This is a genomic window from Hyalangium versicolor (assembly GCF_020103695.1).
Taxonomy (GTDB): Bacteria; Myxococcota; Myxococcia; order Myxococcales; family Myxococcaceae; genus Hyalangium; species Hyalangium versicolor.
On sequence record NZ_JAHXBF010000021.1, the window covers coordinates 222,488 to 243,489 of the forward strand.

General features: G+C 67.3%; 17 protein-coding genes. 12 read left to right on the forward strand and 5 right to left on the reverse strand.

The annotated features are described in order from the left end of the window. Positions 1–88: 88 nt before the first annotated feature. Entirely contained in the window at positions 89–1,816 is a 1,728-nt protein-coding gene (locus KY501_RS37295; protein ID WP_304608688.1) for a sensor histidine kinase, read from the forward strand. Here the strand turns inward: KY501_RS37295 and KY501_RS37300 are convergent. After that, positions 1,797–4,358: a sensor histidine kinase gene (locus KY501_RS37300; RefSeq protein WP_224368642.1), complete on the reverse strand. Its 2,562-nt coding sequence runs from the start codon at positions 4,356–4,358 to the stop codon at positions 1,797–1,799. The two genes, KY501_RS37295 and KY501_RS37300, sit on opposite strands and share 20 nt — an antisense overlap. Positions 4,359–4,555: 197 nt before the next feature. Between KY501_RS37300 and KY501_RS37305 the strand changes: the two genes are divergently transcribed. Further along, positions 4,556–4,837: a rhodanese-like domain-containing protein gene (locus tag KY501_RS37305; protein WP_224368643.1), complete on the forward strand. Its 282-nt coding sequence runs from the start codon at positions 4,556–4,558 to the stop codon at positions 4,835–4,837. Between the two features lie 22 nt (positions 4,838–4,859). Here KY501_RS37305 and KY501_RS37310 read toward each other — a convergent pair whose 3' ends face one another. Then, positions 4,860–5,663, reverse strand: a complete 804-nt coding sequence (locus KY501_RS37310; RefSeq protein WP_224368644.1) for a prolipoprotein diacylglyceryl transferase — start codon at positions 5,661–5,663, stop codon at positions 4,860–4,862. A 346-nt stretch (positions 5,664–6,009) separates the two neighbouring features. Here KY501_RS37310 and KY501_RS37315 point away from each other — a divergent pair, with 346 nt between their 5' ends. From KY501_RS37315 to popD, 3 genes are all read left to right on the forward strand, one after another. Beyond that, complete coding sequence (locus tag KY501_RS37315; RefSeq protein ID WP_224368645.1) at positions 6,010–7,692, forward strand: S8 family peptidase; 1,683 nt, start codon at positions 6,010–6,012, stop codon at positions 7,690–7,692. 97 nt (positions 7,693–7,789) lie between these two features. After that, entirely contained in the window at positions 7,790–9,184 is a 1,395-nt protein-coding gene (gene popC / locus KY501_RS37320) for a subtilisin-like protease PopC (protein WP_224368646.1), read from the forward strand. A gap of 57 nt (positions 9,185–9,241) precedes the next feature. Continuing rightward, positions 9,242–9,661 carry a PopC secretion inhibitor PopD gene (gene popD, locus KY501_RS37325; RefSeq protein WP_224368647.1) on the forward strand — a complete coding sequence of 140 codons (420 nt, stop codon included), beginning with the start codon at positions 9,242–9,244 and terminating at the stop codon, positions 9,659–9,661. Between the two features lie 287 nt (positions 9,662–9,948). On the opposite strand, the gene KY501_RS37330 is transcribed toward popD, so the two are convergent. Together KY501_RS37330 and KY501_RS37335 are read right to left on the reverse strand one after the other, a co-directional pair. Next, on the reverse strand, positions 9,949–10,695 hold the full coding sequence (locus tag KY501_RS37330) for an SDR family oxidoreductase (RefSeq protein ID WP_224368648.1): 747 nt from the start codon (positions 10,693–10,695) through the stop codon (positions 9,949–9,951). Between the two features lie 199 nt (positions 10,696–10,894). Beyond that, positions 10,895–11,788, reverse strand: coding sequence for a serine hydrolase (locus KY501_RS37335; RefSeq protein WP_224368649.1), 894 nt, complete (start codon positions 11,786–11,788; stop codon positions 10,895–10,897). A 146-nt stretch (positions 11,789–11,934) separates the two neighbouring features. Here KY501_RS37335 and KY501_RS37340 point away from each other — a divergent pair, with 146 nt between their 5' ends. The 6 genes from KY501_RS37340 (at position 11,935) to KY501_RS37365 (ending at position 18,704) form a co-directional block, all read left to right on the forward strand. Continuing rightward, positions 11,935–12,654 (forward strand): TetR/AcrR family transcriptional regulator, encoded by a 720-nt coding sequence (locus KY501_RS37340; protein WP_224368650.1) that lies wholly within the window; start codon positions 11,935–11,937, stop codon positions 12,652–12,654. Next, complete coding sequence (locus KY501_RS37345) at positions 12,651–13,646, forward strand: 3-oxoacyl-ACP synthase III family protein (RefSeq protein WP_224368651.1); 996 nt, start codon at positions 12,651–12,653, stop codon at positions 13,644–13,646. The genes KY501_RS37340 and KY501_RS37345 overlap by 4 nt, the downstream gene beginning before the upstream one ends. Before the next feature lie 39 nt (positions 13,647–13,685). After that, a complete protein-coding gene (locus KY501_RS37350; protein ID WP_224368652.1) occupies positions 13,686–15,236 on the forward strand; it encodes an acyl-CoA synthetase in 1,551 nt (516 codons plus the stop codon). A 62-nt stretch (positions 15,237–15,298) separates the two neighbouring features. Further along, positions 15,299–15,922 carry a hypothetical protein gene (locus tag KY501_RS37355; RefSeq protein ID WP_224368653.1) on the forward strand — a complete coding sequence of 208 codons (624 nt, stop codon included), beginning with the start codon at positions 15,299–15,301 and terminating at the stop codon, positions 15,920–15,922. 62 nt (positions 15,923–15,984) lie between these two features. Continuing rightward, positions 15,985–17,631, forward strand: a complete 1,647-nt coding sequence (locus KY501_RS37360; RefSeq protein ID WP_224368654.1) for a hypothetical protein — start codon at positions 15,985–15,987, stop codon at positions 17,629–17,631. A 2-nt stretch (positions 17,632–17,633) separates the two neighbouring features. Beyond that, the gene (locus tag KY501_RS37365; protein WP_224368655.1) at positions 17,634–18,704 is read left to right on the forward strand and encodes an alpha/beta fold hydrolase; all 1,071 of its coding nucleotides are present in this window, start codon (positions 17,634–17,636) and stop codon (positions 18,702–18,704) included. Between the two features lie 13 nt (positions 18,705–18,717). Here the strand turns inward: KY501_RS37365 and KY501_RS37370 are convergent, their stop codons facing one another. Continuing rightward, a complete protein-coding gene (locus tag KY501_RS37370; protein WP_224368656.1) occupies positions 18,718–19,743 on the reverse strand; it encodes a lipase family protein in 1,026 nt (341 codons plus the stop codon). 200 nt (positions 19,744–19,943) lie between these two features. Here KY501_RS37370 and KY501_RS37375 point away from each other — a divergent pair, with 200 nt between their 5' ends. Then, the gene (locus KY501_RS37375) at positions 19,944–20,981 is read left to right on the forward strand and encodes a synaptic vesicle VAT-1 family membrane protein (protein WP_224368657.1); all 1,038 of its coding nucleotides are present in this window, start codon (positions 19,944–19,946) and stop codon (positions 20,979–20,981) included. The last annotated feature ends 21 nt before the right edge of the window (positions 20,982–21,002 follow it).

Here is a 21,002-nt window from a genome sequence, read left to right on the forward strand (position 1 = left end):
AGGCCTGCATGGCGGGCACGCGGGGGGTGTCTTCCGGAAACTCCGGCAGGTCGAGCAAGATGGAGTGCCCCTTGGGGGGATCATCGGAATGGCATTGGATCGAGCTCCGCTGGCCGCGGCGGTAGAGGCCGAAGCGCCCGAGACAGCAGTCGAGCCAGAGGCGCCTTTACCGCGCGCCAGGCGGAGCCGCACGCAGGACGGGAACCTGATGCGGCGGCTGTTGCGGGTGCCGCTGCCGGCGCTGCTGATTACCGATCCCGAGGGGCGGCTGCTGGATGCGAATGACACCTTCTTGAGGCTGACGGGGCTGACGCGCGAGGCGGTGGAGGCGGGGCAGGTGCGTTGGGACGCGCTGGCGGCGCCGGAGACGCCCTCGGCGGGAGCGCAGGCGGTGGACGCGCTGCGTCGGCTGGGGACGGCGGGCCCGCTGGAGACGGAGTATGTGCGGGCGGACGGCACGCGGGTGCCGGTGGTGTTGGCGGCGCTGGGGTTGGAGGGGCCGGAGCGCACGCTGGTGCTGGTGCAGGATCTGACGCCGCGTCGGCGGGCGGAGGAGGCGCTGCGGTTCCTCTCGGACGCCAGCCGGGAGCTGGCCGAGGTGAGGGCCGAGCCGGACGCCATCCTGGCGGGCGTGGCGCACCTGGCGGCGAGCTCGGTGGCCTCGTGGTGTCTGGTGGACATGCTGGAGGAGGACGGGACGTTCCGTCGGGTGGCGGCGGCGCACCGGGATCCGACGCGCGAGGTGCTGCTGCGCGAGGCGCCGAGGTATTCGGCCAGCCAGGAGACGGGCAGTGCGCTTTTCCAGGCGCTGGCGCGAGGCGAATCCCGCCTCTACCCGGACTTCCTGCCGGAGCACATGGAACAGATGACGCGCACGCCGGAGGAGCTCCAGCAGTTGGAGCGGCTGGGGGCGCTGTCGATGATGCTGATCCCCATGCGCTCGCGAGGGCAGGCGGTGGGGCTGTTCACCTTCGCCTCGTGTGATGCGGGCCGGCGCTACGGTCCGGAAGATCTGGAGATGGTGGAGGAGCTGTCCCGCCGGGTGGTGGCGGCGGTGGACAACGCCCGGCTCTACCACGAGGCGCAGGAGGCGGTGCGCCTGAGGGACGAGTTCCTGGGCATCGCGAGCCACGAGCTGAAGACGCCGCTGACGCCGCTGCGGCTGAAGCTGCAGGCGATGCAGCGTCAGGCCAGCGAGGCGATGCTGGGCGGCACGCCGATGCCCCCCGAGAAGGTCTCGGACGCGCTGGAGGTGGCGCTGAGGCAGGTGCGCAAGCTGACGGACCTGGTGGACAACCTGCTGGACGTGTCGCGGATCAGCGCGGGTCGGCTTCGGCTGGAGCTGGAGGAGGTCGACCTCTCGTCGGTGGCGGCGGAGCTGCTCTCGCGGTTTGCGCCATCGGCGGAGAAGCTGGGCTGCGCACTGGAGCTGCACGCGCCGGAGCCGGTGTTCGGCCGGTGGGATCGGCTGCGGGTGGAGCAGGTGGTGACGAACCTGCTGTCGAACGCGCTGAAGTATGGAGCGGGCCGGCCGGTGGTGGTGCGGGTGGAGGAGGACGGCGAGCGGGCGCGGCTGACGGTGGAGGACCAGGGCATCGGCATCGCGGAGGAGGACCTGGGGCGCATCTTCGAGCGCTTCGAGCGCGCGGTGAGCGATCGGCACTACGGCGGTCTGGGGCTGGGGCTCTACATCACCCGGCAGATCGTCGAGGCGTTTGGCGGCACGGTGCGAGTGACGAGCAGCCCGGGCAACGGCTCCACGTTCACGCTGGAGCTCCCTCGCGGCCAGCTGCCCATCATCCCGTCCATCGGCTGAGAGACGCTTCACCCGGGAGGCCCGTGGAGGGCTTGCCCGCGATGGGAGCTGGGTCTGGCTGGGGAACGGCCTGGATGGGAGCCCGAGGCAGTTGGACGTGGAAGCTGCTGCCCTGCTGAGAGCCCTCGCTCTCGGCCCAGATGACGCCGCCGTGGCGCTCGACGATCTCTCGGCAGATGAACAGGCCCAGGCCCAGCCCGCCGAAGTGGCGTGAGGTGGCGTTGGAGGCGCGAGAGAACGGCTGGAACAGGCGCTGCAGGCTCTCGGGAGGGATGCCGATGCCCTGGTCCCGGACCCGCAGCTCCACGTACGAGGCCGTCACGCCGAACGAGATGCGCACCGTTCCTCCCTGCGGCGAGTAGCGCACGGCGTTGCTGAGCAGGTTGGTGATGACCTGATCCAGCCGCGTCGCGTCCCAGACGCCCTCGAGCGGACCAGGAGGGGGCTCCAGCTCGAAGTGCAGGCCCTCGGCGCCGCGCAGCTCGAAGCGCTCGAGCACCTCGTTCACGACGGGGAGCAGGTCCACCGGCTTGCAGATCAGCTCGAGGCGTCCGGACTGGATGCGAGCGGTGTCCAGCAGATCATCCACGAGGCGCGCCAGCCGGTCGGTCTGCCGGGACATGGAGCGCAGGGCCTTGAGGAGCCACTCGCGCTCCGGGCTCTCCGGGCTCTGCTCCAGGCGCTGGAGGGTGAGGCTGGCGAAGCCCTTGAGCGGAGTGAGCGGGGTGCGCAGCTCGTGGCTGGCCACGCTGAGGAACTCCTCGCGAACCTTCACCGCGTCGCGCAGCTCCACCTGGGTGGCGCCGGTGCGGATGGCCATGTCGTTGAAGCCGCGAGCCAGCTCGCCCAGCTCGTCGTCCTCCTCCACGTCGACGCGCCGGTCCAGGTCTCCCGCGGCCAGGGCGGCGGTGGCCTCGCGCAGGGCCGTCAGCCGTCGGATGACATCCCGGGCGACGAACTGGGAGAGCGCCAGCGCCAGCAGGACGCCGAACACGAGCATTCCCACCACTGCCGCGCTCATCCGGGTGATGGCCGCGTAGGCCACGCCCAACTCCTGCGTCACCACCACGCTCCACTGCGTGCCGGGCACGGCGGCCTGGGCTCCGAGGATGCGGCGGTCCACGGCGTCGAAGGTCTCGATGACCAACTGCCCCGAGCTCGTCACCGCCTTGCGGAGGGCCTCGGGCAGGCGGGCGGGGCTGAGCATGGGAGCGCTGGGAGCGGTGTCCCGAATCACCTGGAGGCTGCTCCGGTCCAGCACCTGGACGTGGAAGCGCCGGGCGGCGGGGGTGGAGGCCGCCGCGAGCTGCTTGAGCGACAACAGTCCGACCAGCGCGCCCCGGCGGTGTCCACGCTCCTCGAAGGGCAGGGCCAGGGCCACATAGGGACGGGGGCCTCGATGGATGAAGGGCTCGGAGACGATCTCGGTGAACGTCGGCAGGGGGCCAAGCCCCTGGATGTTCGCGGAGGAGGCGAGCACCGCACCCTTCGCGTCCATGGCGATGACGGTCCCAAAGGGGCGCGGGCGCGTGGCGACGTTGAGCAGATAGGGCTCGAGGCGGCTTGCATCTCCGTCCGCGAAGGCCGCACGGAAGCCGGGAGTGTCCAGCAGCAGCCGCAGGTCCTCGCGAGCTTCCTCGATGTAGCGCCGCACGAAGTCGGCCTCGCCCGTGGCGGTGCGCACCGTATCCTCGCGCACCTGCTCTTCGATGGCGCGTTGGGCGAGGAACGAGGCGACGGCCCCCAGGGCGAGCAGCGGCACGAGCCCGGCGAAGGCCAGGCCGCGCAGCAACTTCCAGCCGACGGTGCGCGGAGCGCGGGGACGCCAGGCCACCGCCTCGGCCACGCAGCCCAGGGTGATGATGACGTACACGGACATGCCCATCCAGAACTGGCCACGGCCGAGCGCCCAGGACAGCAGGCCATAGGGCAGGGCCATGGCTCCCATCACCGCGCGAGGCAGCCACGGGCGCCACCGGCGGAGGGGCAGCAGGAGCGCCAGGCCCGCGGCCATGAAGAGCACGCCCGTCATGGCCATGACGGGAGACAGGTAGGCGTAGATGGCGGGAGGAAAGCGCTCGGGCGCGACGATCATCGGCGGGCCGAAGCACAGGCCGATGATGCCGACGAAACCGCGGAACAGCGGCCGGCGGCGGAAGGAGGGTAGGGCCTCCAGGGCGAGCCCGATGAAGAGCAACGGATAGAGGATGGTGCCGGTGAAGCTGCCGCTGAGGACATTGAGCACCCACCAGTACGCGGTGGTGGTGATGATGAAGCCCACGCGTCCCAACACATCCAGCCACCGAGGGGCGCGGGGGTAGAGCAGGGAGCCCAGCATCGCCAGGCTGCTGGCGAGGTAGGTGATGCCCATCTCTCTGACGTACGGGTACAGGGGGCGGAAGGAGGCGACCCGGAACTCGTATGGCACATAGGTCATCAGCACTCCGAAGAGGAGGCCGATGAGCGCCGCGGGCCAGGTGAGGACCAGCGGCGTTGGTGGGGCAGGCGCGCTGGCGGGGCCCGAATGGGAGAAGGGTGCCATTCAGGCGAATTGACGCGCGCCGGGGACGCTCAGGGCTATTGCCCGACGGTCGATCGTTGAAGCTCCAACACGGATCCGCGCGGCGATGTGCAGATCAGACCATCTCGGGCTCAGACGGGCTTACACGCGTCGGCCGGGAGTGTCGACCTGCAAACGGGTCGGGAGCGCGGCGGGTTCTGGTCTACAGTGGCGGCGCCATGACACCGAAAGAACTCTCAGAGAAGGCCCGGCAGCTCGTCGCCGAGGGTGCTGTGCTGCTGGATGTGCGCACGCCGGAGGAGTTCCATCAGGGGCACCCCGAGCCCGCGCGCAACATCCCCGTGCAGGAGCTGCCATATCGGGTGGCCGAGGTGGGGCCGCCGGGAACGAAGGTGGTGGTGTACTGCGCCAGCGGAGGCCGCAGCGCGATGGCTGCGGGCCTGTTGATGCGCAGCGGCTACACGGACGTCTTCGACCTGAAGTCCGTTGCCTACTGGTAGGACCTTACCGGTTACCGCCCGGCTACCGCGCGGTGCCTACTGATCCACCGGAGGGAGCCGTGGCACCGGGCTGGGTCGCGCGCTTGGTCGCGAGTCCCCAGATGCCATAGACGACCAGGAGGATGCACCCGTACTGGGCGGGCGTGAGGCCGAAGTAGCGGGCGTCGACGTAGTTGAGGTCGGTCGCGCGCATGGTGTCGAAGAAGAAGCGGCCGAAGGCGTAGATGATCGCGAGCACGTTCAGCAGGCGGTTCTGGAGCTTGCCGGACTTGCGCAGGGCGAACAGGAGCCCGGTGATGGCGAACAGGAGGATGGCGTCGTAGAGGCCCAGGTCGTGCCGGGGGCCACCGTAGGGGACGACGGGGTAGTTCACGGCGAGGAAGAAGTCGGTCCGCAGGCCGGGGTGATCATGGGCGACGAAGCAGCCGATGCGCGCCACGCCCCAGCCGGGAGCCACGCCGAGCGCGAAGGCATCCGCGTACTTGGAGAAGCTGACCTTGCGGAGTCGGAAGTAGATGACGGCGGCGATGATGCCGCCGAGCAGGCCTCCGAAGGATGACAGGCCGTCCCACACCCGGAGGATCTGGAACGGGCTCTTGTTGAGCTCCTCGGGGTGGTAGAAGAGCAGGTGGACGAGGTGTCCCGAGACGACGCCCGCGCCCACTCCCCACGGGGAGTAGTCATGGATCGGATTGGGATCGAGCCCCTGGCGGGCCGACTGATTCACCACGATGCGCGCCGCTAGGAAGATGCCCAGCGCGACGAAGACGCCGAAGGGCTCGATGGGGCCGATCTTCAGCGAGTGCGGGTCGACATAAGGAATCAAGAGAGCTCTCCAACGGGCGGGGAATCTCCCCTTACCCGGATGCCACGAACCAGAGGAACAAATCGTGGCGCCGAATCATCCAGCCCCACCGCCGGGCTGCTGGCAGGCCGGGGGGGGAGTGCCTTGCATACACCAGGGTTCTTTGGCCGACACCGCTTCTGTACGTGATCGGTCACTTTCGCGCACCATCCGCGAAATGGTTCCCAATTCCCGACGTTCCAGGAATGCGCCGAAGGACCTGTACGTCATGGATTGGCGTCTACTAAGGGAAATCCGTAATTATTTGTCAGGGGCCCTCGGTCTGATTCCACCGTGGGCCGCTGAAGTCCCAAGTGGGGGATGAAAAATGAAGGCCGTGACGACGCCGGGTGTGCATTTCACCGGCGAGATCCATGTGAAGCTGCGAGAGACGGCCCCGGTGGCGCGCCTGGCAATGGCGCGCGCTCCGAGGCGGCGCACGCTCACGGCCATTGCCCGCTCGGCGGGAGTCCGCGCGGTGGGCTTGGTGGTGGATGGCCTGCCTGCCCCCACATCTCATGGAACCCTGCTCTCGGCGGACATGCCGCTCGTGCAGCCGGGAGGAGAGCTGGCGCGCTGGCACACGGTGCGGCTCCCCGGAGGCGGCGGCTCGAAGAAGTCGAAGGGCGCGAAGTCTCCGAGAGGTCCTCAGGGTGTGGCCATGGCGATGCGCGGCGGCGCGGCTCCGGCGGTGCCCTCGGGTCCGTCCGCGGACGACATCTGGAGCGCGGTGCACGCGTTGATGGAGCAGCCCGAGGTGGAGTACGCCGAGCCCGACGCGGTGATGGTGCACCCCATCGTCGAGCTGCCGGAGCCCCAGGGGAAGAACCTCCCGAAGGACTGGCACCTGCGGGCCATCCGCATGTCGCAGGCGCGGCGGCTGCTCGAGAAGGCGGGGCGTCTGCCCGGCGAGGGTGTCCTCATCGGCCACCTGGACACGGGCTGGACGAATCACCCCGCGGTGCCGGGTCCCGATCGGCTCCTGCCCGGCGTGGACCTATGGGACCGGGACAGGCCGGACGCGAGGGATCCGCTGGAGGCGGGCATGGGGCTCTCACCCGGGCACGGCACGGCGACGCTGTGCCTGCTGGCGGCCAATCACGAGGAGTACCAGGGCATCGCCTCGTACGCCTCGGTGCTGCCGGTGCGCGTCTCGCCCTCGGTGGTGCAGGTGGCTACGCACTCGCTGGCGCTGGGAATCCTCCACTGCGTCAGCGAGGGCGCGCAGGTCATCACCATCAGCATGGGTGGGTTGCCCAGTCGGCTGTGGGCGGACGCGGTGAACCACGCCTATGAGCGGGGCGTGGTGATCTGCGCGGCGGCCGGCAACCACTTTCCGTTGCGCGGCTCGCTGCGCACTCCTACCAGTGTCGTGTACCCGGCGCGCTTCCACCGCGTGTTGGCCGTGTCGGGCATCACCCACGACATGAAGCGTTACCGCTTCAACGATCGCATGTCGGGCAACGACGGGCCGGAGGTGGATCTGTGCGCGCCCACGCCCGATGTGCTGTGGGCCTCGCCTCCGGAGGGCTACCGTCCGGGACGAGGCACTTCCACCGCAACGCCCCAGGTGGCTGGGGCCGCCGCGCTCTGGCTGTCATTTCATCGCCAGGCGCTCGAGGATTTCTCGCCCATCGAGCGGGTGGAGGCCTGCCGTCGCGCGCTGTTGCAGGGCGCCGACGACGTGGGACCTTACCCGTATCATCCTCGACCGGAAGAGCCGTCTCGGACGCACAACGAGTACTTCGGAGACGGTCGGCTGAACGTGGAGGCCACCCTGCGCATCAAACCCGTTCGCGGTCTGCAGCCCCAGCCTCGAGATGATGTGAGCTGGTCGCTGCTGAAGCTGCTCGGTGTCGGACTTCCCGTCGCCCCCTCCGGTTCCCAGGTGGACGCGGACCAGATTGAATTGCTCTGGGCCACGCACACCGCCGGAGTGCAGCAGGCTGCTCAAGCCTCGATTGCTCCACTCGTGTCCGAGAGGCTCCGGGCCCGATTGGAGCTTCCATGAAACTTCTGGGAGGGACCTCCCCCGACCCTCCCGTGGCAGTACCCACGCAGTCAGCAGTCCCGTGCAGTCGCAGTCCCCAGTAAGGAGTGAAATTCCCATGAAGTCCTATCTTTTGGTTCCCAAGGAGAGCATCGAGACCCAGGCGCGCGTGGGGGTGAGGGGGACGACGCGGGGTGAGCGGCAGCTTCAGCGCTCCACGGCGCTGCGCTTCGTTGGCGCCGAGCGCGCGGCGGAAGCGCTTCAGCAACTCGGGCTGCGCTCGGCGACGCTGCCGGGTGCGCGGCCTTCAGTGAGCAAGCCCAGTGGCGGCAAGCGCGGCAGGGGCGCCAGCAACAGGGTGGCGGCCACGCCCATCCCCGGCCCGGTGCAGGAGCTGACCGGTTCGGAGGCCGGCTCGTACCGCTACATGCCGCTCATCGGCGCGACGATGGCGCACTTCTACTCGGACAAGGCGGAGCGCTCCGCACGCGGAGAGCTCTCGTCCGACTTCGAGTTCATCCCGGACGTGGTGCCGCTGTCCTTCCCCGGCCCCGTGGCTGGAGAGACGGGCCCGCGCAACCGCGGCATGTCCTCGCTGGCCGAGCGCGAGTGGCCCGGCGAGTGCGGTGTGCCTCTGGCTCATGCCCAGGGCATCCGCGGCGCGGGCGTGATGCTCGGCATCCTCGACACGGGCATCGACGCTGATCACCCGGAGCATGCGAGCAAGGTGGTGCAGTTCCGCTACGTCTCGCTGTTCCCCAACTCGCCGCACACGCCGGCGCGAGACGTGCGCGGCTTTGATCCGGACGGCCACGGCACGCACGTGGCGGGCATCGCCGCGGGCGTGCACCACGGTGTGGCTCCGGAGGTGGATCTCTACGTCGCCTCGGTCATCGAGTCGGAGACGATCCGCACCAGCCTCGGCCGAGTGGCCGCGGGCATGGAGTGGCTGCTGCACCAGTTCTCTCGGCCCGAGAACGCCACGCGGCCCGCGGTGGTGAACATGTCGCTCGGCTTCCCCGTGCAGTGCCCGGCGGGGATTGGCGAGGCCGACTACCGCCTCAACCTGCGCGCCCTGCAGACCATGATTCGTCGGCTGCTGGACAGCAACGTCCTCCCCGTTGTTGCGGCAGGCAACAGTGGACCGAACACGGTTGGTTACCCAGCAGGCTTTCCGGAGGCACTGGCCATCGGTGCAGTCGACTTCGACAGGAAAGTGGCCAGCTTCTCGGCCAGCGGAGCGGTAGGGAAGCGCTCCGTGCCGGATGTCATGGGTTACGGCGTTAACATCTATTCAAGCACCGAGCGGCGGTGCAACAACCAGGCGTTCTACGAACGAATGAGTGGCACCAGCATGGCTGCCCCTTATGTTGCTGGTATTGCTGCACTGTATCGTTGCCGTGCACCTGACTTGACGGCGACCGAGGTGAAGGATTTGATTCTGGCCAATGCGGTAAAGCTCAAGCGCTCGAGCGTGCACCGAACGGGCAAGGGGCTGGCAGTCTACCGCTGACGACGTAGCGTCCGGGGCCGGCGCCATGGGAGCGCCGGGCCTGGGGGAGGAAGGGCCATGAGCAGGAAGCAGAATGGACCGGGGAAAGACGACAGCGTGTACACGTTGCGGGCTGTCCCCTCGGTTCGAGGCCTGCCCGGGAGGGGCCGTGAGGACTCGACGACGTCCGAGTGGATTGACGTCACGGTCATGCCTGCCGAGAGCAGCGCTCCTCAGCGCACACGTGCGCCGAGTGGGCCGCCGCCCGGCCGGGCAGCTGTCTACCAGGCGGGCCTGGCGGAGAGCGCGCGCTTTCGCGACGACCTGATGCGCTGGCTGGAGGCACACAAGCTCCTGGGCGCAGTGCGGTCTGTCAGCGAGCCGGGCGGCTCCCTGCCGATGTTGACCCTCCGTTGCGCGCCGCGCGTGCTGGATCAGCTGCGGCGTGCTCCTGAGTTCGAAGCGGGTGCGACGATGCCCCTCGAGCTTCACTCGTAGGGAGCAGACTCACCCACGTTGGTTCGGGCCCTCCGGCTTCACGAGGGGGACGGCCCTTGGCGGCCTGTTGCGGGAGGCCGCTTCCCGGAAGTCACAGCGTTTGCGCGTTCTCGTCCAATTGAACCGACGCTTCGCCTCCCGCCTTCCTGAATAACCTAGGAACTCAGGATTGTCCTGGCAACCCGCCAGAAGAAGCAGCTTCCTGAATCCCCGTCATTCATTAGACACGCGGGCGCGGGATTTGTTCTCACGCGAAAGGAATCGAGAACGCCTGCCTGGCTGCCTGCTTAGAAGTAGAGGCCACCGTCCACATCGATGGTGCGGCCGTTGAAGTAGTCGCACTCGAGGACGAACTTCACGGCGACCCAGATGTCCTCGGGCAGGCCGATGCGGCCCACGGGGATGGTGGCCACCAGCGTGTCACGGGCCTTCTGATTCATGCCCTGGGTCATCGGGGTTTCGATGAGGCCCGGGGCGATGGCGCCCACGCGGATGCCGAACGGAGCGAATTCCTTGGACCAGGTGACGGTGTTGGCAGCGAGCGCGGCCTTGGCCGACACGTAGTTCGACTGGCCGCGATTGCCGTGCCGGGCGATGGAGGACATGTTGACGATGACGCCGGGCTTCTGCTCGGTCTCCACCATCTTCGCCACCACCTCGCGCACCATGATCGTGGCGCCCGTGAGGTTGACGCCGATGACGGCGTTCCAGTCCGCGGTGCTCAGCTTCTTCACCTGGCCGGTGGTCTTGTCCTTCTTCACCAGCAGGGCGTCGCGGAGGATTCCGGCGTTGTTGATGAGGCCGTTGAGGCCGCCCATCGTTTGATAGGCCCAGTTGACGAACGAGGTGCAGTCCTCCTCGTTGGACACGTCGAGCCGGCGACGGTGGATGCCCGCGGGCAGCGTGGCGAGCTTCTCCTCGCTGATGTCACCCACGGCCACCTGGGCGCCAGCCTCGTGGAGCCGCTGAGCGAAGTGGGCACCCATGCCTTGGGCCGCGCCCGTCACCACCACCTTCAGGTCCTTGAGCTGCATGTCATCTCCCGGAGAGAGGGCGGCGAGGAGACTCGGCCGCCGGAAAAAGTGAGCGGAGGGTACGCCCAACGAAGGGGGGCTGACCAGGGGGCTGTTCATGAAACCTGAATCGACCTTCAACTTCCCATGAGACCTTGTGTGACCACGTTCACCCTGGGTCTCAACGCGCTGCATCCATGACCTGAAGGGAATCCGTTGCTCACTGTTTCGCGCTCGGAGCCTTCCGCGTGGCGTGCGCATACACGCTCCGAGAGATGTCCACGATGAGGGAGCGGGCCACCTTCTCCTCGGGGATGCCGCTGGTGAGCACGACGAGGATGTAGGGAGCTCGGCTGGTGGGATAGACGATGGCCGCGTCATGAAGGACGCCGGTGATCTGCCCCGTCTTGTGGGCCACGCGCGTGCCCGGGGGCAGGCCTGCGGGAATCTCCGCGTTCAGCTCCTGGGCCAGGAGGATGTCGCGCATGGCCTGGGTGGAACCAGGTGACGCCGCCTGGCCCTGTTCGATCGCGGCCAGCAGCGTGGCGAGATCCTTCGCCGTGGCGGTGTTGTTGAGCCCCTTCGCGTAGGCCTTCGCGTCCTCCACGCCGCGCAGCACGGTCATCTGCGGCGCGCCCAGGGTCCGCAGCGTCTGCGTGACGCGCCTGGCGTCCACCAGCGCGATGACCGAGTTGGTCGCCAGGTTGCTCGAGCGGGTGATCATCCGCTGGACGAGTTCCCTCGCGGGGACGGACTTGCCAATGCGCTCATAGAGGGCCGAGTCCTCGTCGTCCTTGGGGTTCAGCGAGTACGGCGAGCCGTCCACGATGGAGCGGAACTGATTGACGAGTGGGATGGGCTGGTCGAGCGACAGCTTTCCGGCATCCACCTGCCGGAAGAACTCGATCATCACCGGGACCTTCATCGTGCTGGCGGCGTGAAAGGACCGCTCGGCCTCCACGGTCACGGAGTCCTTCGGGTCGCCGAGGTCCCGATAGACGACGGCAACAGAAGCGCCCTGGACCTGGGCGATGCGCTCTCGGAGTGAACCGCGGAGGGCGTCGGGACCAGAAGGAGCTGCCGCGAGCAGGACGAGCAGGGCGGTCTGGAGCATGGGCGGCGAGCCTATGATTCTCGTGCCGAGGCCGTCACCTCGCGACGCGGAGCGGCGAGCCCGAATCCATGACGCACGGGGCCATGCAAGACCCGAGCAGGAGGTTTTGACAAGGGCGTCCGCGCGATGCTACCCGTATATGAAACATGAATCGCCCTTCAACTTCCTCCGAGCGAACGCTCCCCGTGACGCCTCGGGGCCAGAAGACCCGCCAGAAGCTGCTGCGGGCGGCCGAGGTTATCTTCGGGGAGAAGGGCTACGAGCGAGCCTCCATCGCGGATATTACCCGCAAGAGCGGCGTCGCGCTCGGCACGTTCTACGTCTATTTCCCGGACAAGCAGTCCATCTTCGTCGAAGTGGTCGATGAGCTGGGCGAGCGCCTGCGCCGGCTCATCGCCGAGTCCGTCGTAGGCCTCACGCACCGCATCGACGTGGAGCGCGAGGGCCTGCGCGCCTTCTTCGAGTTCGCCCGCGAGCACCCCAACCTCTACCGGGTGGTGCGTCAGGCCGAGTTCGTCGACGAGGCCTGCTACCGCCGCTACTACGACCGCTTCGCCAGGGGCTACGTGCGCGGCCTCACCCAGGCCATGGAGGCCGGGGAGATTCGCAGCATGGATCCGGAGGCGCTCGCCTACTGCCTGATGGGCATTGGCGACTTCCTGGGCATGCGCTGGATCATCTGGGAGGAGGACCCCGGGCTGGAGCGCGTGTTGGACACCGCCATGGCCCTCATCCGCTACGGCCTGGATCCACGCCCGCCTTCCCGGACGGCCAAGGCCCCCGCGAAGTCCTCCAGCAAGGCCACGACTCCTCCCGCAAGACGCGGCGCTCGTTCCGCGCGCAACACCCTTCGGAGCACGACATGAGATACGCGCAGATCCTCTCCACCGGGCGCTACGTCCCCGAGAAGGTCATCACCAACGCCGACATGGACCGCATCCTGGGCGAGTCCGTGGGCGACTGGCTCGTGCAGAACGTGGGCATCCGCGAGCGGCACGTGATGGCGGACGACCAGGCCACCTCGGACCTCTGTGTGGCCGCAGCGCGTCAGGCCCTCGAGCGCGCGGGCACCCGGCCGGACGAGCTGGACCTCATCGTCATCGCCACGGATACGCCGGACTACCTCAGTCCGGCCACCTCCTCGGTGGTGCAGGCCAAGCTGGGCGCGGTCAACGCCGGCACGTATGATCTCAACTGCGCCTGCGCCGGGTGGGTGACGGCGCTGGACGTGGCCAGCAAGACCATCGCCGCGGATGACAGCTACAAGCGCATACTCGTAGTGGGCGCGTACGGAATGACGCGCTACGTGAACTGGAAGGACAAGAAGACGTGCACGCTCTTCGCGGATGGCGCGGGAGCGGTGGTGCTGGGGGCGGGTGACAAGCCCGGCTTCATGGGCGCACGGCTGCTGGCCAACGGCGAGTACCACGACGCGCTGGGCATCTACACCGGTGGCACGTCCCGCCCGGCCACGGCCGAGACGCTCCAACTCACGGGCGGCAAGCCTGCAGTGCAGTTCGTCCGCAAGTTCCCCTCCACCTTCAACACCGAGCGCTGGCCACAGCTGCTGGACATCCTGCTCAAGCGCGCGGGCCTCACGCTGAACGATGTGAGCCAATTCGTCTTCACCCAGCTCAACCTGCGCACCATCGAGGCCACCATGAAGGTGCTCGGCCAGCCGATGGAGAAGGCGCACTACACCATGGACAAGTGGGGCTACACGGGCTCGGCCTGTATCCCCATGACGCTGGATGACGCGGTGGAGCAGGGCAAGGTGCGGCGCGGGGATCTGGTGGCCTTCTGCGCCAGCGGCGGTGGCCTGTCCATGGCCTCGGCGCTCTACCGCTGGACGGCCTGAGCCGGCGGTACTCCACAGCGACGGGGGAGGAGAGCGCGCATGTTCATCGGTGATTGGATGGGCCGAGGTGCCCTGTACTGGCCAGAGCATGTGGCGGTGGTGGACGTGGCCAAGGGGGACGCGGGCCGCTTCACCTACCGTGCGCTGAACGCTCGCGCCGAGGCGCTGGGCGGCTGGCTGCGCGACGTGGCGGGCGTGAAGCGTGGCGACCGGGTGGGCCTGGTGGCCCACAACGGCGTGGAGTACCTGGATGTCCTCTTCGCCTGCGGGAAGATCGGCGCCATCTTCGTGCCCTACAACTGGCGCCTGCACGCCAACGAGCTGACCGACGCGGTGCGAGACACCACGCCGCGCGTCCTCCTCTTCGGTGACGACTTCCGCGACAACATGGGCCAGGTGAAGGACCGCGTCGGTGACTCGCTGCGGCTCGTGCACCTGGAGTCGAAGAGCCTGCCGGGGAGCATGCCCTACGCGGAGACGCTGCTGCACCGCTTCTCCTCTCCCGTGACGAACGACGCAGTGGCAGAGGAGGACATCCTCTGCCTGCTCTTCACCGGAGGCACCACAGGGCGCTCCAAGGGCGCCATGGTTTCCTACCGCATGGTGGCGTGGAACACGCTCAACACGCTGGTCCACGAGGTACTGCCCGCGGACGTCACCATCACCCACACGCCCATGTTCCACACGGGCGGGCTGCTCGTGTACACGGTGCCGCTGCTCACCGTGGGCGGCACTGTCGTCATCATGCGGCGGTGGGATCCCGAGGAGCTGCTCTCCCTGGTCCAGCGCGAGAAGGTGACGCTCTTCTTCGCGGTCCCCACGCAGTACCAGCAGCTCCTGGACTCGCCGGGCTTCCGCTCCACGAGCTTCAAGAGCGTGCGCTTCATGACGAGCGGCGGTGCACCCCTGCCGGTGCCGCTCATCCAGGCGTGGCAAGCGGTGCACTCGGTGCCCTTCAAGCAGGGCTTCGGGATGACGGAGTTCGGCCCCGGCATCTTCAGCATGGGCCCGGAGTTCGCCATCTCCAAGGCGGGCTCCATCGGTAGGCCCAACTACTTCGTTGACGCGAAGCTGGTGGATGACGATGGCCGCGAGGTGCCCGTGGGAGAGGTGGGTGAGCTCGTCCTCAAGGCTCCCTCCATGTGCTCCGGCTACTTCAACGACGAGGCCGCCACGAAGGAGGCCATCGACGCGCAGGGCTGGTTTCACACGGGAGACCTGGCGCGCCGGGACGCGGACGGCTTCTTCACCATCGCCGGTCGCAAGAAGGACATGTTCATCTCCGGCGGCGAAAACGTGTACCCGCTGGAGCTGGAGACGGCGCTCTACGAGCACCCCGCGGTGCAGCAGTGCTCCGTGGTGGGCGTGCCCGACGCGAAATGGGGCGAGGTGGGGCGCGCCTTCGTGGTGCTCAAGCCCGGCACTGCCGCCACCCCCGAGGAGCTGCTGGCTCACCTGAAGGATCGGGTGGCGCGCTTCAAGGTGCCCAAGAAGGTGGAGCTGATGGAGCGCCTGCCGGTGTCTCCGGCCGGGAAGATCCTCAAGCGCGAGCTGAGGGAAGCCGCCATCGCGGCGGATGCGCGCGGTTAGACCCCAGGCGGGTCCATTCACGTCGTCTTCGGCAGTGTCGCCGGAACATGAGGAGTACGCGTATGAAGAAGAAGCTGCTGTCCGCGGTAGTGGTGTGTGCTCTGGGGTTCATCGGATGTGGAGGGGATGACGACGACACCAACAAGCCGCCCGCGGTGCCGAAGTTCGACACGGTCGACAACATCCAGAACTACCTCGAGGGCAAGAAGCTGGTGATGGAGGGGGACAACATCCCCGCCTTCCCCAACGGCTTCAGCGAGGACCTGGATCTCGGCGCCAACTCGCAATGTTACCACGACACGGTGATCACCGTCTCGAGCAGGAACTTCAAGGTGGTCAGCACCGCGGGCACCCTGCGCAATGTGGATCCGCAGACCAAGATCGGTGATTGCGATCGGACGGTGGCCAATGGCTCCCCGCAGACGTTCGATTCGAAGGCGGTCCTCATCGAGAACGTGAAGGCGGATGCCTCCTGCTTCGACATCAGCATCGACTACGGCTTCAAGCAGGAGGGGCGCGGCAGCATCAGCGCGGACGGGAAGACGATCACCCTGGAGCTGTACTTCGAGAACCAGGCCCTGGGTGCGGACTGCGCCAGCGGCGCGGTGGGAGCGCAGACGGTGACGCTCAACAGCAAGCCCTTCACCGGTAACGCCAAGCAGGTCTACACCATCTCCGCGCAGTGATTCACCCGCGCGCCTCGCGCGCCTTGCTTCTTCCCATTCGAGAGGGGTCTATGACGTGGTGGATGAAGGCTGAAGCAGGCAAGGCCCTGCGAGGTGGCGCGACGGTGTTCGCGCTCGTCGCGTCCGGGCTCGCACTCCCCGCGAGCGCAAGCCCGACGACGGTGCCGGGCACGTATTACGGCGAGTGGCAGGACGAGAAGAATCGAGACGAGGACGCGGAGCCCCGCGAGTTCGTCCTCATCAACTACTTCTTCTCGCGCCTCACGGTCACCAACCAGGTGGGAGATCCGAGCGGACTCAAGGGCGTCTCGCTCGGGCCCATTGGCAATCTCTCGGGGAGCGCGGTGCTCGTGAGGGACCTGACGGCGTACTACGCCGAGCAGCGGTGGATCCCCGTCATCGAGTACAGCCCCTGGTTCGTGGACGGGTTGGCGTCATTCCGGGCCCAGTTCGAGGTGGATTTCCTCTGGGGCCGTGCCGCCAACACGATTCAGCCGAACGAGGGAGGCGGCTTCAACGCGGATGAGATCAACATCCAGACGAAGAACGTCAACGTCGCGCTCTACCCGTTTCGCGACCCCAGCAAGCTCACGATCCTCGTCGGCACGCAGCCCGTCTACGACACCTACCACGATCCGACGCGCACGCCGCTCAACGACATCATCCGCACGGGCTACAAGCTGACCTTCCTGGGCAGCGACGCCACCGGCCTGTCCCTCTTCAGCAGCTACAAGGGGAATGCGAAGCTGAGTCTGCTGCCCCTGGGGACCGTGCAAGCGGACAAGGCGAGCGGGGACGATCCTCGCTTGAAGTACATCTGGCTGATCACCGGGGACTACAACTATCAAGTGAGGCCCGGGACGAACGTGGGAGTGTCCGCCTGGGCGTTGCGTGACGACACCAAGGGCGATGCCTTCGCCTACGAGGGATTGGTGAAGAGCGGTCCGTCCTCGGGTGGACTGGGCCTCTTCACCGGTACCCCACGCTTCAACATCGAGCGCCCCACCGGCACCGTGTTCTGGGCGGGCGCGAACTTCAACCACAACATCGACTTCCGCACCGGCCCCTTCGCCGCCTCCGGCTTCATCATGTACAACGGCGGTGAGTACAAGAGCAGCAACCCGGACACGGCGCTCAACCCCTCGGTGAAGATCAGCGGCCTGTCCGCCAATGCCGAGGTGCTCTACAACTGGGGCCGTACGCCCAATGACGTGGTGACGCTCGAGGGCATGTACACCACGGGCGACAGCGACCTGAACGACAACAAGTACAAGGGCGCCTTCACCCTCAACATGTACGGCCTGCCGGGCGCGGTGTGGTTCAACCACAAGACGCTGCTGCTGTTCCCCTTCACCAACACGGCCAACAACTACACGGGCGCGGTCACGGACATCTCCAACCAGGGCTACGGCCTGCGCGCGGCCATCGCCACCGGCGCGATGGACCTCATACCCAACAAGCTGAACCTGAAGCTGGGCACCGCACTGGCCTCCAGTGACGTGTCCGCACCGCGCTGGGTCGAAGATGTGCCGCGCGGGCGTTTCATCGGCGCCGAGGTGAACGCGGAGCTGCGCTACACCATCCGCTACCTCATGACCGTGGGACTGCACACCGGCTACATGTTCAAGGGCAGCTTCTATGACGGGGCGCCTCGCGTGACGACCAACCCCTGGGCCGCCTTCACCACCTTCACCTGGTACGCGTTCTGACCATGAAGACTCCTCGCGCCGCTTCGGTCCTGCTGCTCTCCGCCGCGCTCGCCTCGGGTTGTGTCCGCTCGTACAAGGCCGACCCGCCGCTCCCCTTCCAGGACTTCCCCTACACCTCGCTCCAGGGTCAGGCCTGGCCCGTGAAGCGCCTGCCGCTGGAGAAGACGGCTGCCGCCTATGGCATGGCCACTGTCCCCGAGGTGGCCTACGTGGAGCTCAACCCCGAGGGCCAGCGCACGCTCGTCTTCATCCACGGGTTGGGCTCTTACCTGAAGTTCTGGCGCTACCAGCTCGACGCCTTCGCTGCCCAGGGCTACCGCGTCATCGCGGTGGATCTGCCCGGCTACGGCAAGTCCGACAAGCCCGCGATGTTCCCGTACACCATGGAGGCCATGGCGGACGCCGTGCGTGAAGTGGTGCACGCGCTTGGCGTGGAGAAACCCGTGCTGGTGGGGCACTCGATGGGAGGGCAGACCGCGCTCTCCTACGCCATCCGCTACCCGGACGAGCCCGCCGCGCTGGTGCTCACCTCTCCGGCGGGCTTCGAGAAGTTCACCTGGAAGGAGAAGGCCTGGTTCAAGCGCGCCTTCAGCTCCACGCTCATCAAGTCCTCTCCCGAGTACGCCATCTGGGGCAGCGTGCGGCAGTCCAACTTCGCGCGCTGGCGCCCGGAGCTCGAATGGCTCATCGAGGAGCGCGTGCGCGTCGTGTCCACGCCGGACTTCGACTCCTACGCCTACGCCAATGTCCGCACGGTGGACGGGCTGGCCCACGATGACTTCGTGCGCGACAACCTCGGGCACATCCAGGCGCCGACAATCATCCTCTTCGGCGAGGATGACCGGCTCATCCCCAACCCGTTCCTGCACGGCGGACGGGCCCGCGACATCATGGAGTACGGACACGCCGGCATCCGGGGCTCCGAGCTGGTGGGGCTGGATCGCTGCGGGCACTCGGTGCAGCTCGACTGCCCCCAGGAGTACAACGAGGCCGTGAGCGCGTTCCTCAAGAAGCTCCCGGCCAGCGGTGGCACGGAGCCGAAGCAGGAGCCGCCTCCCGCGACGGCTCCGTGAGGCGCGAGCGGGCTTACGGCACGGTGTGGTTCTTCACCATGCTGTATTGCACGCTCTGCGTTTGATCCTTCGAGCCGAAGTGACCGTACGGCACGGACGAGTACACCTTCTCGCCCGTCTGCCCGGGCAGGCGCGAGGTGTAGTCGTAGTAGACGACGTCGCCGTAGCCGATGATCTCATCCACCGTGGACCAGATGGAGTACCGGTAGGCACCCTCGAACTTGCTGGAGGCCATCAGGTCATCGAGGTACGCCGAGCGCCCCGAGACGCCGAACCCGTTCCAGTAGCCCGGGTACAGGCCATTGGTGGCCGCGCAGGTGGGGGTGGATCCTCCCGTCTGGTAGCAGCTCGTCAGGCCTCGGTTGGCTCCCGCGATGCCCACGAAGGTGTCCACCGAAGACGTGAGGGACGGGCCGATGTAGTACTGGCCGCCCTCCAGCGCGTCGGTCGCGTAGCCGCCGAGGATGGCCTTGCGCGCCAGCGTCACGCCCATCGAGTGCGCGATGATGTCCACCTTCGCCGCGCCCGTGTACGCCTTCACCGCCTCGATGAACTTGCGAACCTTCATCACGTTCGTCTTCGAGTGGTACTGGTAGGCCGACAGCGATGCGCTCGCCGGGCCCCACGTCGTCGCGTACAGCTCGCTCGTCTTGTAGCCATTGGACAGGAAGTAATCGATGGAGGCATTCCAGCCCGTCTGGCCCGCGGTGCCCGTGCCGATGGCCTTGTCCGAGTTGCCGTGGATGAAGATGACCGGCTGGTTCACCACCGTGTCCGTGCTGCTGGCCTTGCCGCCGTAGCTGCCGCCGCTCAGGTCGTCACGAATCAGGTTGTACGTGGGCTCGTAACCGTTCGTCTTCAGCCAGTTGCGGAAGTCCGTGGTGAAGCCCGTCGTGGTGACGGCCGATTGTTGCGTGGCCACCTCCGCCGCGGGGACGTCAGCTGCCACCTCCGGGGGCTCGGTGCCTTCGCCGCAGCCCGCGGACAACGAACCCAGGCACAGCGCACCCAGCAGAGACAGGGAAGAGCGCAGACGCATCTTGTTCTCCTTGATGTGGGGGGATCGCTCGCGCGCGGAGAGCGCGTGAACGTGCTCGGGAGTGTAGGGGCTTCCGGTGAAAACACAGTCAGTCAAATGGCCGCGAAGTTGAAAGCTGATTCACCTTTGCAGTGCGTCATGCGGGAAAGATGAAGGTTCATTCAGCTGCGCGGTGCGTCATCAGTCATAATGCCGCCCGCATGTCCGCGCGGAAGATCGTCATCCATCGCCCCGGAGGTTATGAGCGACTCACCTTCGAGTCGCTCGTCGTTCCCGTTCCGAAGGCGGGCGAGGTGTTGGTCACCACCGAAGCCATCGGCGTCAACTACGCGGACTGTGTCATCCGCATGGGTCTGTATGCCTCGGCGAAGGAGTTCGTCGGCTGGCCCATCACGCCCGGCTTCGAGTTCGCCGGCACCGTCAGCGCCGTGGGCGAGGGCGTCACGGACCTGGCTCCGGGTATGAAAGTACTCGGTGTCACATTGTTTGGCGGTTACTCCACCCATGTTGTCGTGGCTCGCCACCAGCTCTTTCCGCTGCCTTCGCGGCTCGATGTCACACAGGCCGCGGGCTTTCCGGCCGTGTTCCTCACCGCGTACTACGCGCTGTTCGAGCTGGCGCACCCGCACCCGGGAGCGAACATCCTCGTCCACTCGGCGGCGGGCGGAGTGGGCAGTGCGCTCGTGCAGCTTGGACGCGTCGCCGGGTGCCGCGTGGTGGGCGTGGTGGGCAGCTCACACAAAGTGGAGACTGCTCGCGCGATGGGCGCGGAAGTCGTCATCGACAAGTCTCGCGAGGATCTGTGGCGGGCCGCGGAGAAGGCCTCGCCCAAGGGCTATGATGTCGTGCTCGATGCCAATGGCGTGGCCACCCTCGGGCAGAGCTACAAGCACCTCGCCTCGCCCGGCAAGCTCGTCATCTACGGCTTCCACTCGATGATGCCTCGACAGGGAGGACGGCCGAACTGGCTGAAGCTCGCCTGGGACTGGCTGCGGACTCCGCGCTACAACCCGCTCACCCTCACCAACGACAACACCAGTGTTCTCGCCTTCAACCTCTCCTACCTGTTCGAGCAGCGCGCCATCCTCTCCGAGGCCATGACGCGGATGCTCACGTGGGTCGAGGAGGGGAAGCTCGTGGCTCCACCCGTCACTCGGTTCCCGATGGACCAGGTCGCCGAGGCCCACCGCACCATCGAGTCGGGCACCACCGTCGGCAAGCTCGTGCTGGTGCCCTGAGACCGCCATCCACCTCTACTC

Coding starts and splice junctions, on each gene's coding strand:
- KY501_RS37295 (WP_304608688.1), top strand. CDS start 89: ATGGCATTGGATCGAGCTCCGCTGGCCGCGGCGGTAGAGGCCGAAGCG.
- KY501_RS37300 (WP_224368642.1), bottom strand. CDS start 4,358: ATGGCACCCTTCTCCCATTCGGGCCCCGCCAGCGCGCCTGCCCCACCA.
- KY501_RS37305 (WP_224368643.1), top strand. CDS start 4,556: ATGACACCGAAAGAACTCTCAGAGAAGGCCCGGCAGCTCGTCGCCGAG.
- KY501_RS37315 (WP_224368645.1), top strand. CDS start 6,010: ATGAAGGCCGTGACGACGCCGGGTGTGCATTTCACCGGCGAGATCCAT.
- popC (WP_224368646.1), top strand. CDS start 7,790: ATGAAGTCCTATCTTTTGGTTCCCAAGGAGAGCATCGAGACCCAGGCG.
- popD (WP_224368647.1), top strand. CDS start 9,242: ATGAGCAGGAAGCAGAATGGACCGGGGAAAGACGACAGCGTGTACACG.
- KY501_RS37330 (WP_224368648.1), bottom strand. CDS start 10,695: ATGCAGCTCAAGGACCTGAAGGTGGTGGTGACGGGCGCGGCCCAAGGC.
- KY501_RS37335 (WP_224368649.1), bottom strand. CDS start 11,788: ATGCTCCAGACCGCCCTGCTCGTCCTGCTCGCGGCAGCTCCTTCTGGT.
- KY501_RS37340 (WP_224368650.1), top strand. CDS start 11,935: ATGAATCGCCCTTCAACTTCCTCCGAGCGAACGCTCCCCGTGACGCCT.
- KY501_RS37345 (WP_224368651.1), top strand. CDS start 12,651: ATGAGATACGCGCAGATCCTCTCCACCGGGCGCTACGTCCCCGAGAAG.
- KY501_RS37350 (WP_224368652.1), top strand. CDS start 13,686: ATGTTCATCGGTGATTGGATGGGCCGAGGTGCCCTGTACTGGCCAGAG.
- KY501_RS37355 (WP_224368653.1), top strand. CDS start 15,299: ATGAAGAAGAAGCTGCTGTCCGCGGTAGTGGTGTGTGCTCTGGGGTTC.
- KY501_RS37360 (WP_224368654.1), top strand. CDS start 15,985: ATGAAGGCTGAAGCAGGCAAGGCCCTGCGAGGTGGCGCGACGGTGTTC.
- KY501_RS37365 (WP_224368655.1), top strand. CDS start 17,634: ATGAAGACTCCTCGCGCCGCTTCGGTCCTGCTGCTCTCCGCCGCGCTC.
- KY501_RS37370 (WP_224368656.1), bottom strand. CDS start 19,743: ATGCGTCTGCGCTCTTCCCTGTCTCTGCTGGGTGCGCTGTGCCTGGGT.
- KY501_RS37375 (WP_224368657.1), top strand. CDS start 19,944: ATGTCCGCGCGGAAGATCGTCATCCATCGCCCCGGAGGTTATGAGCGA.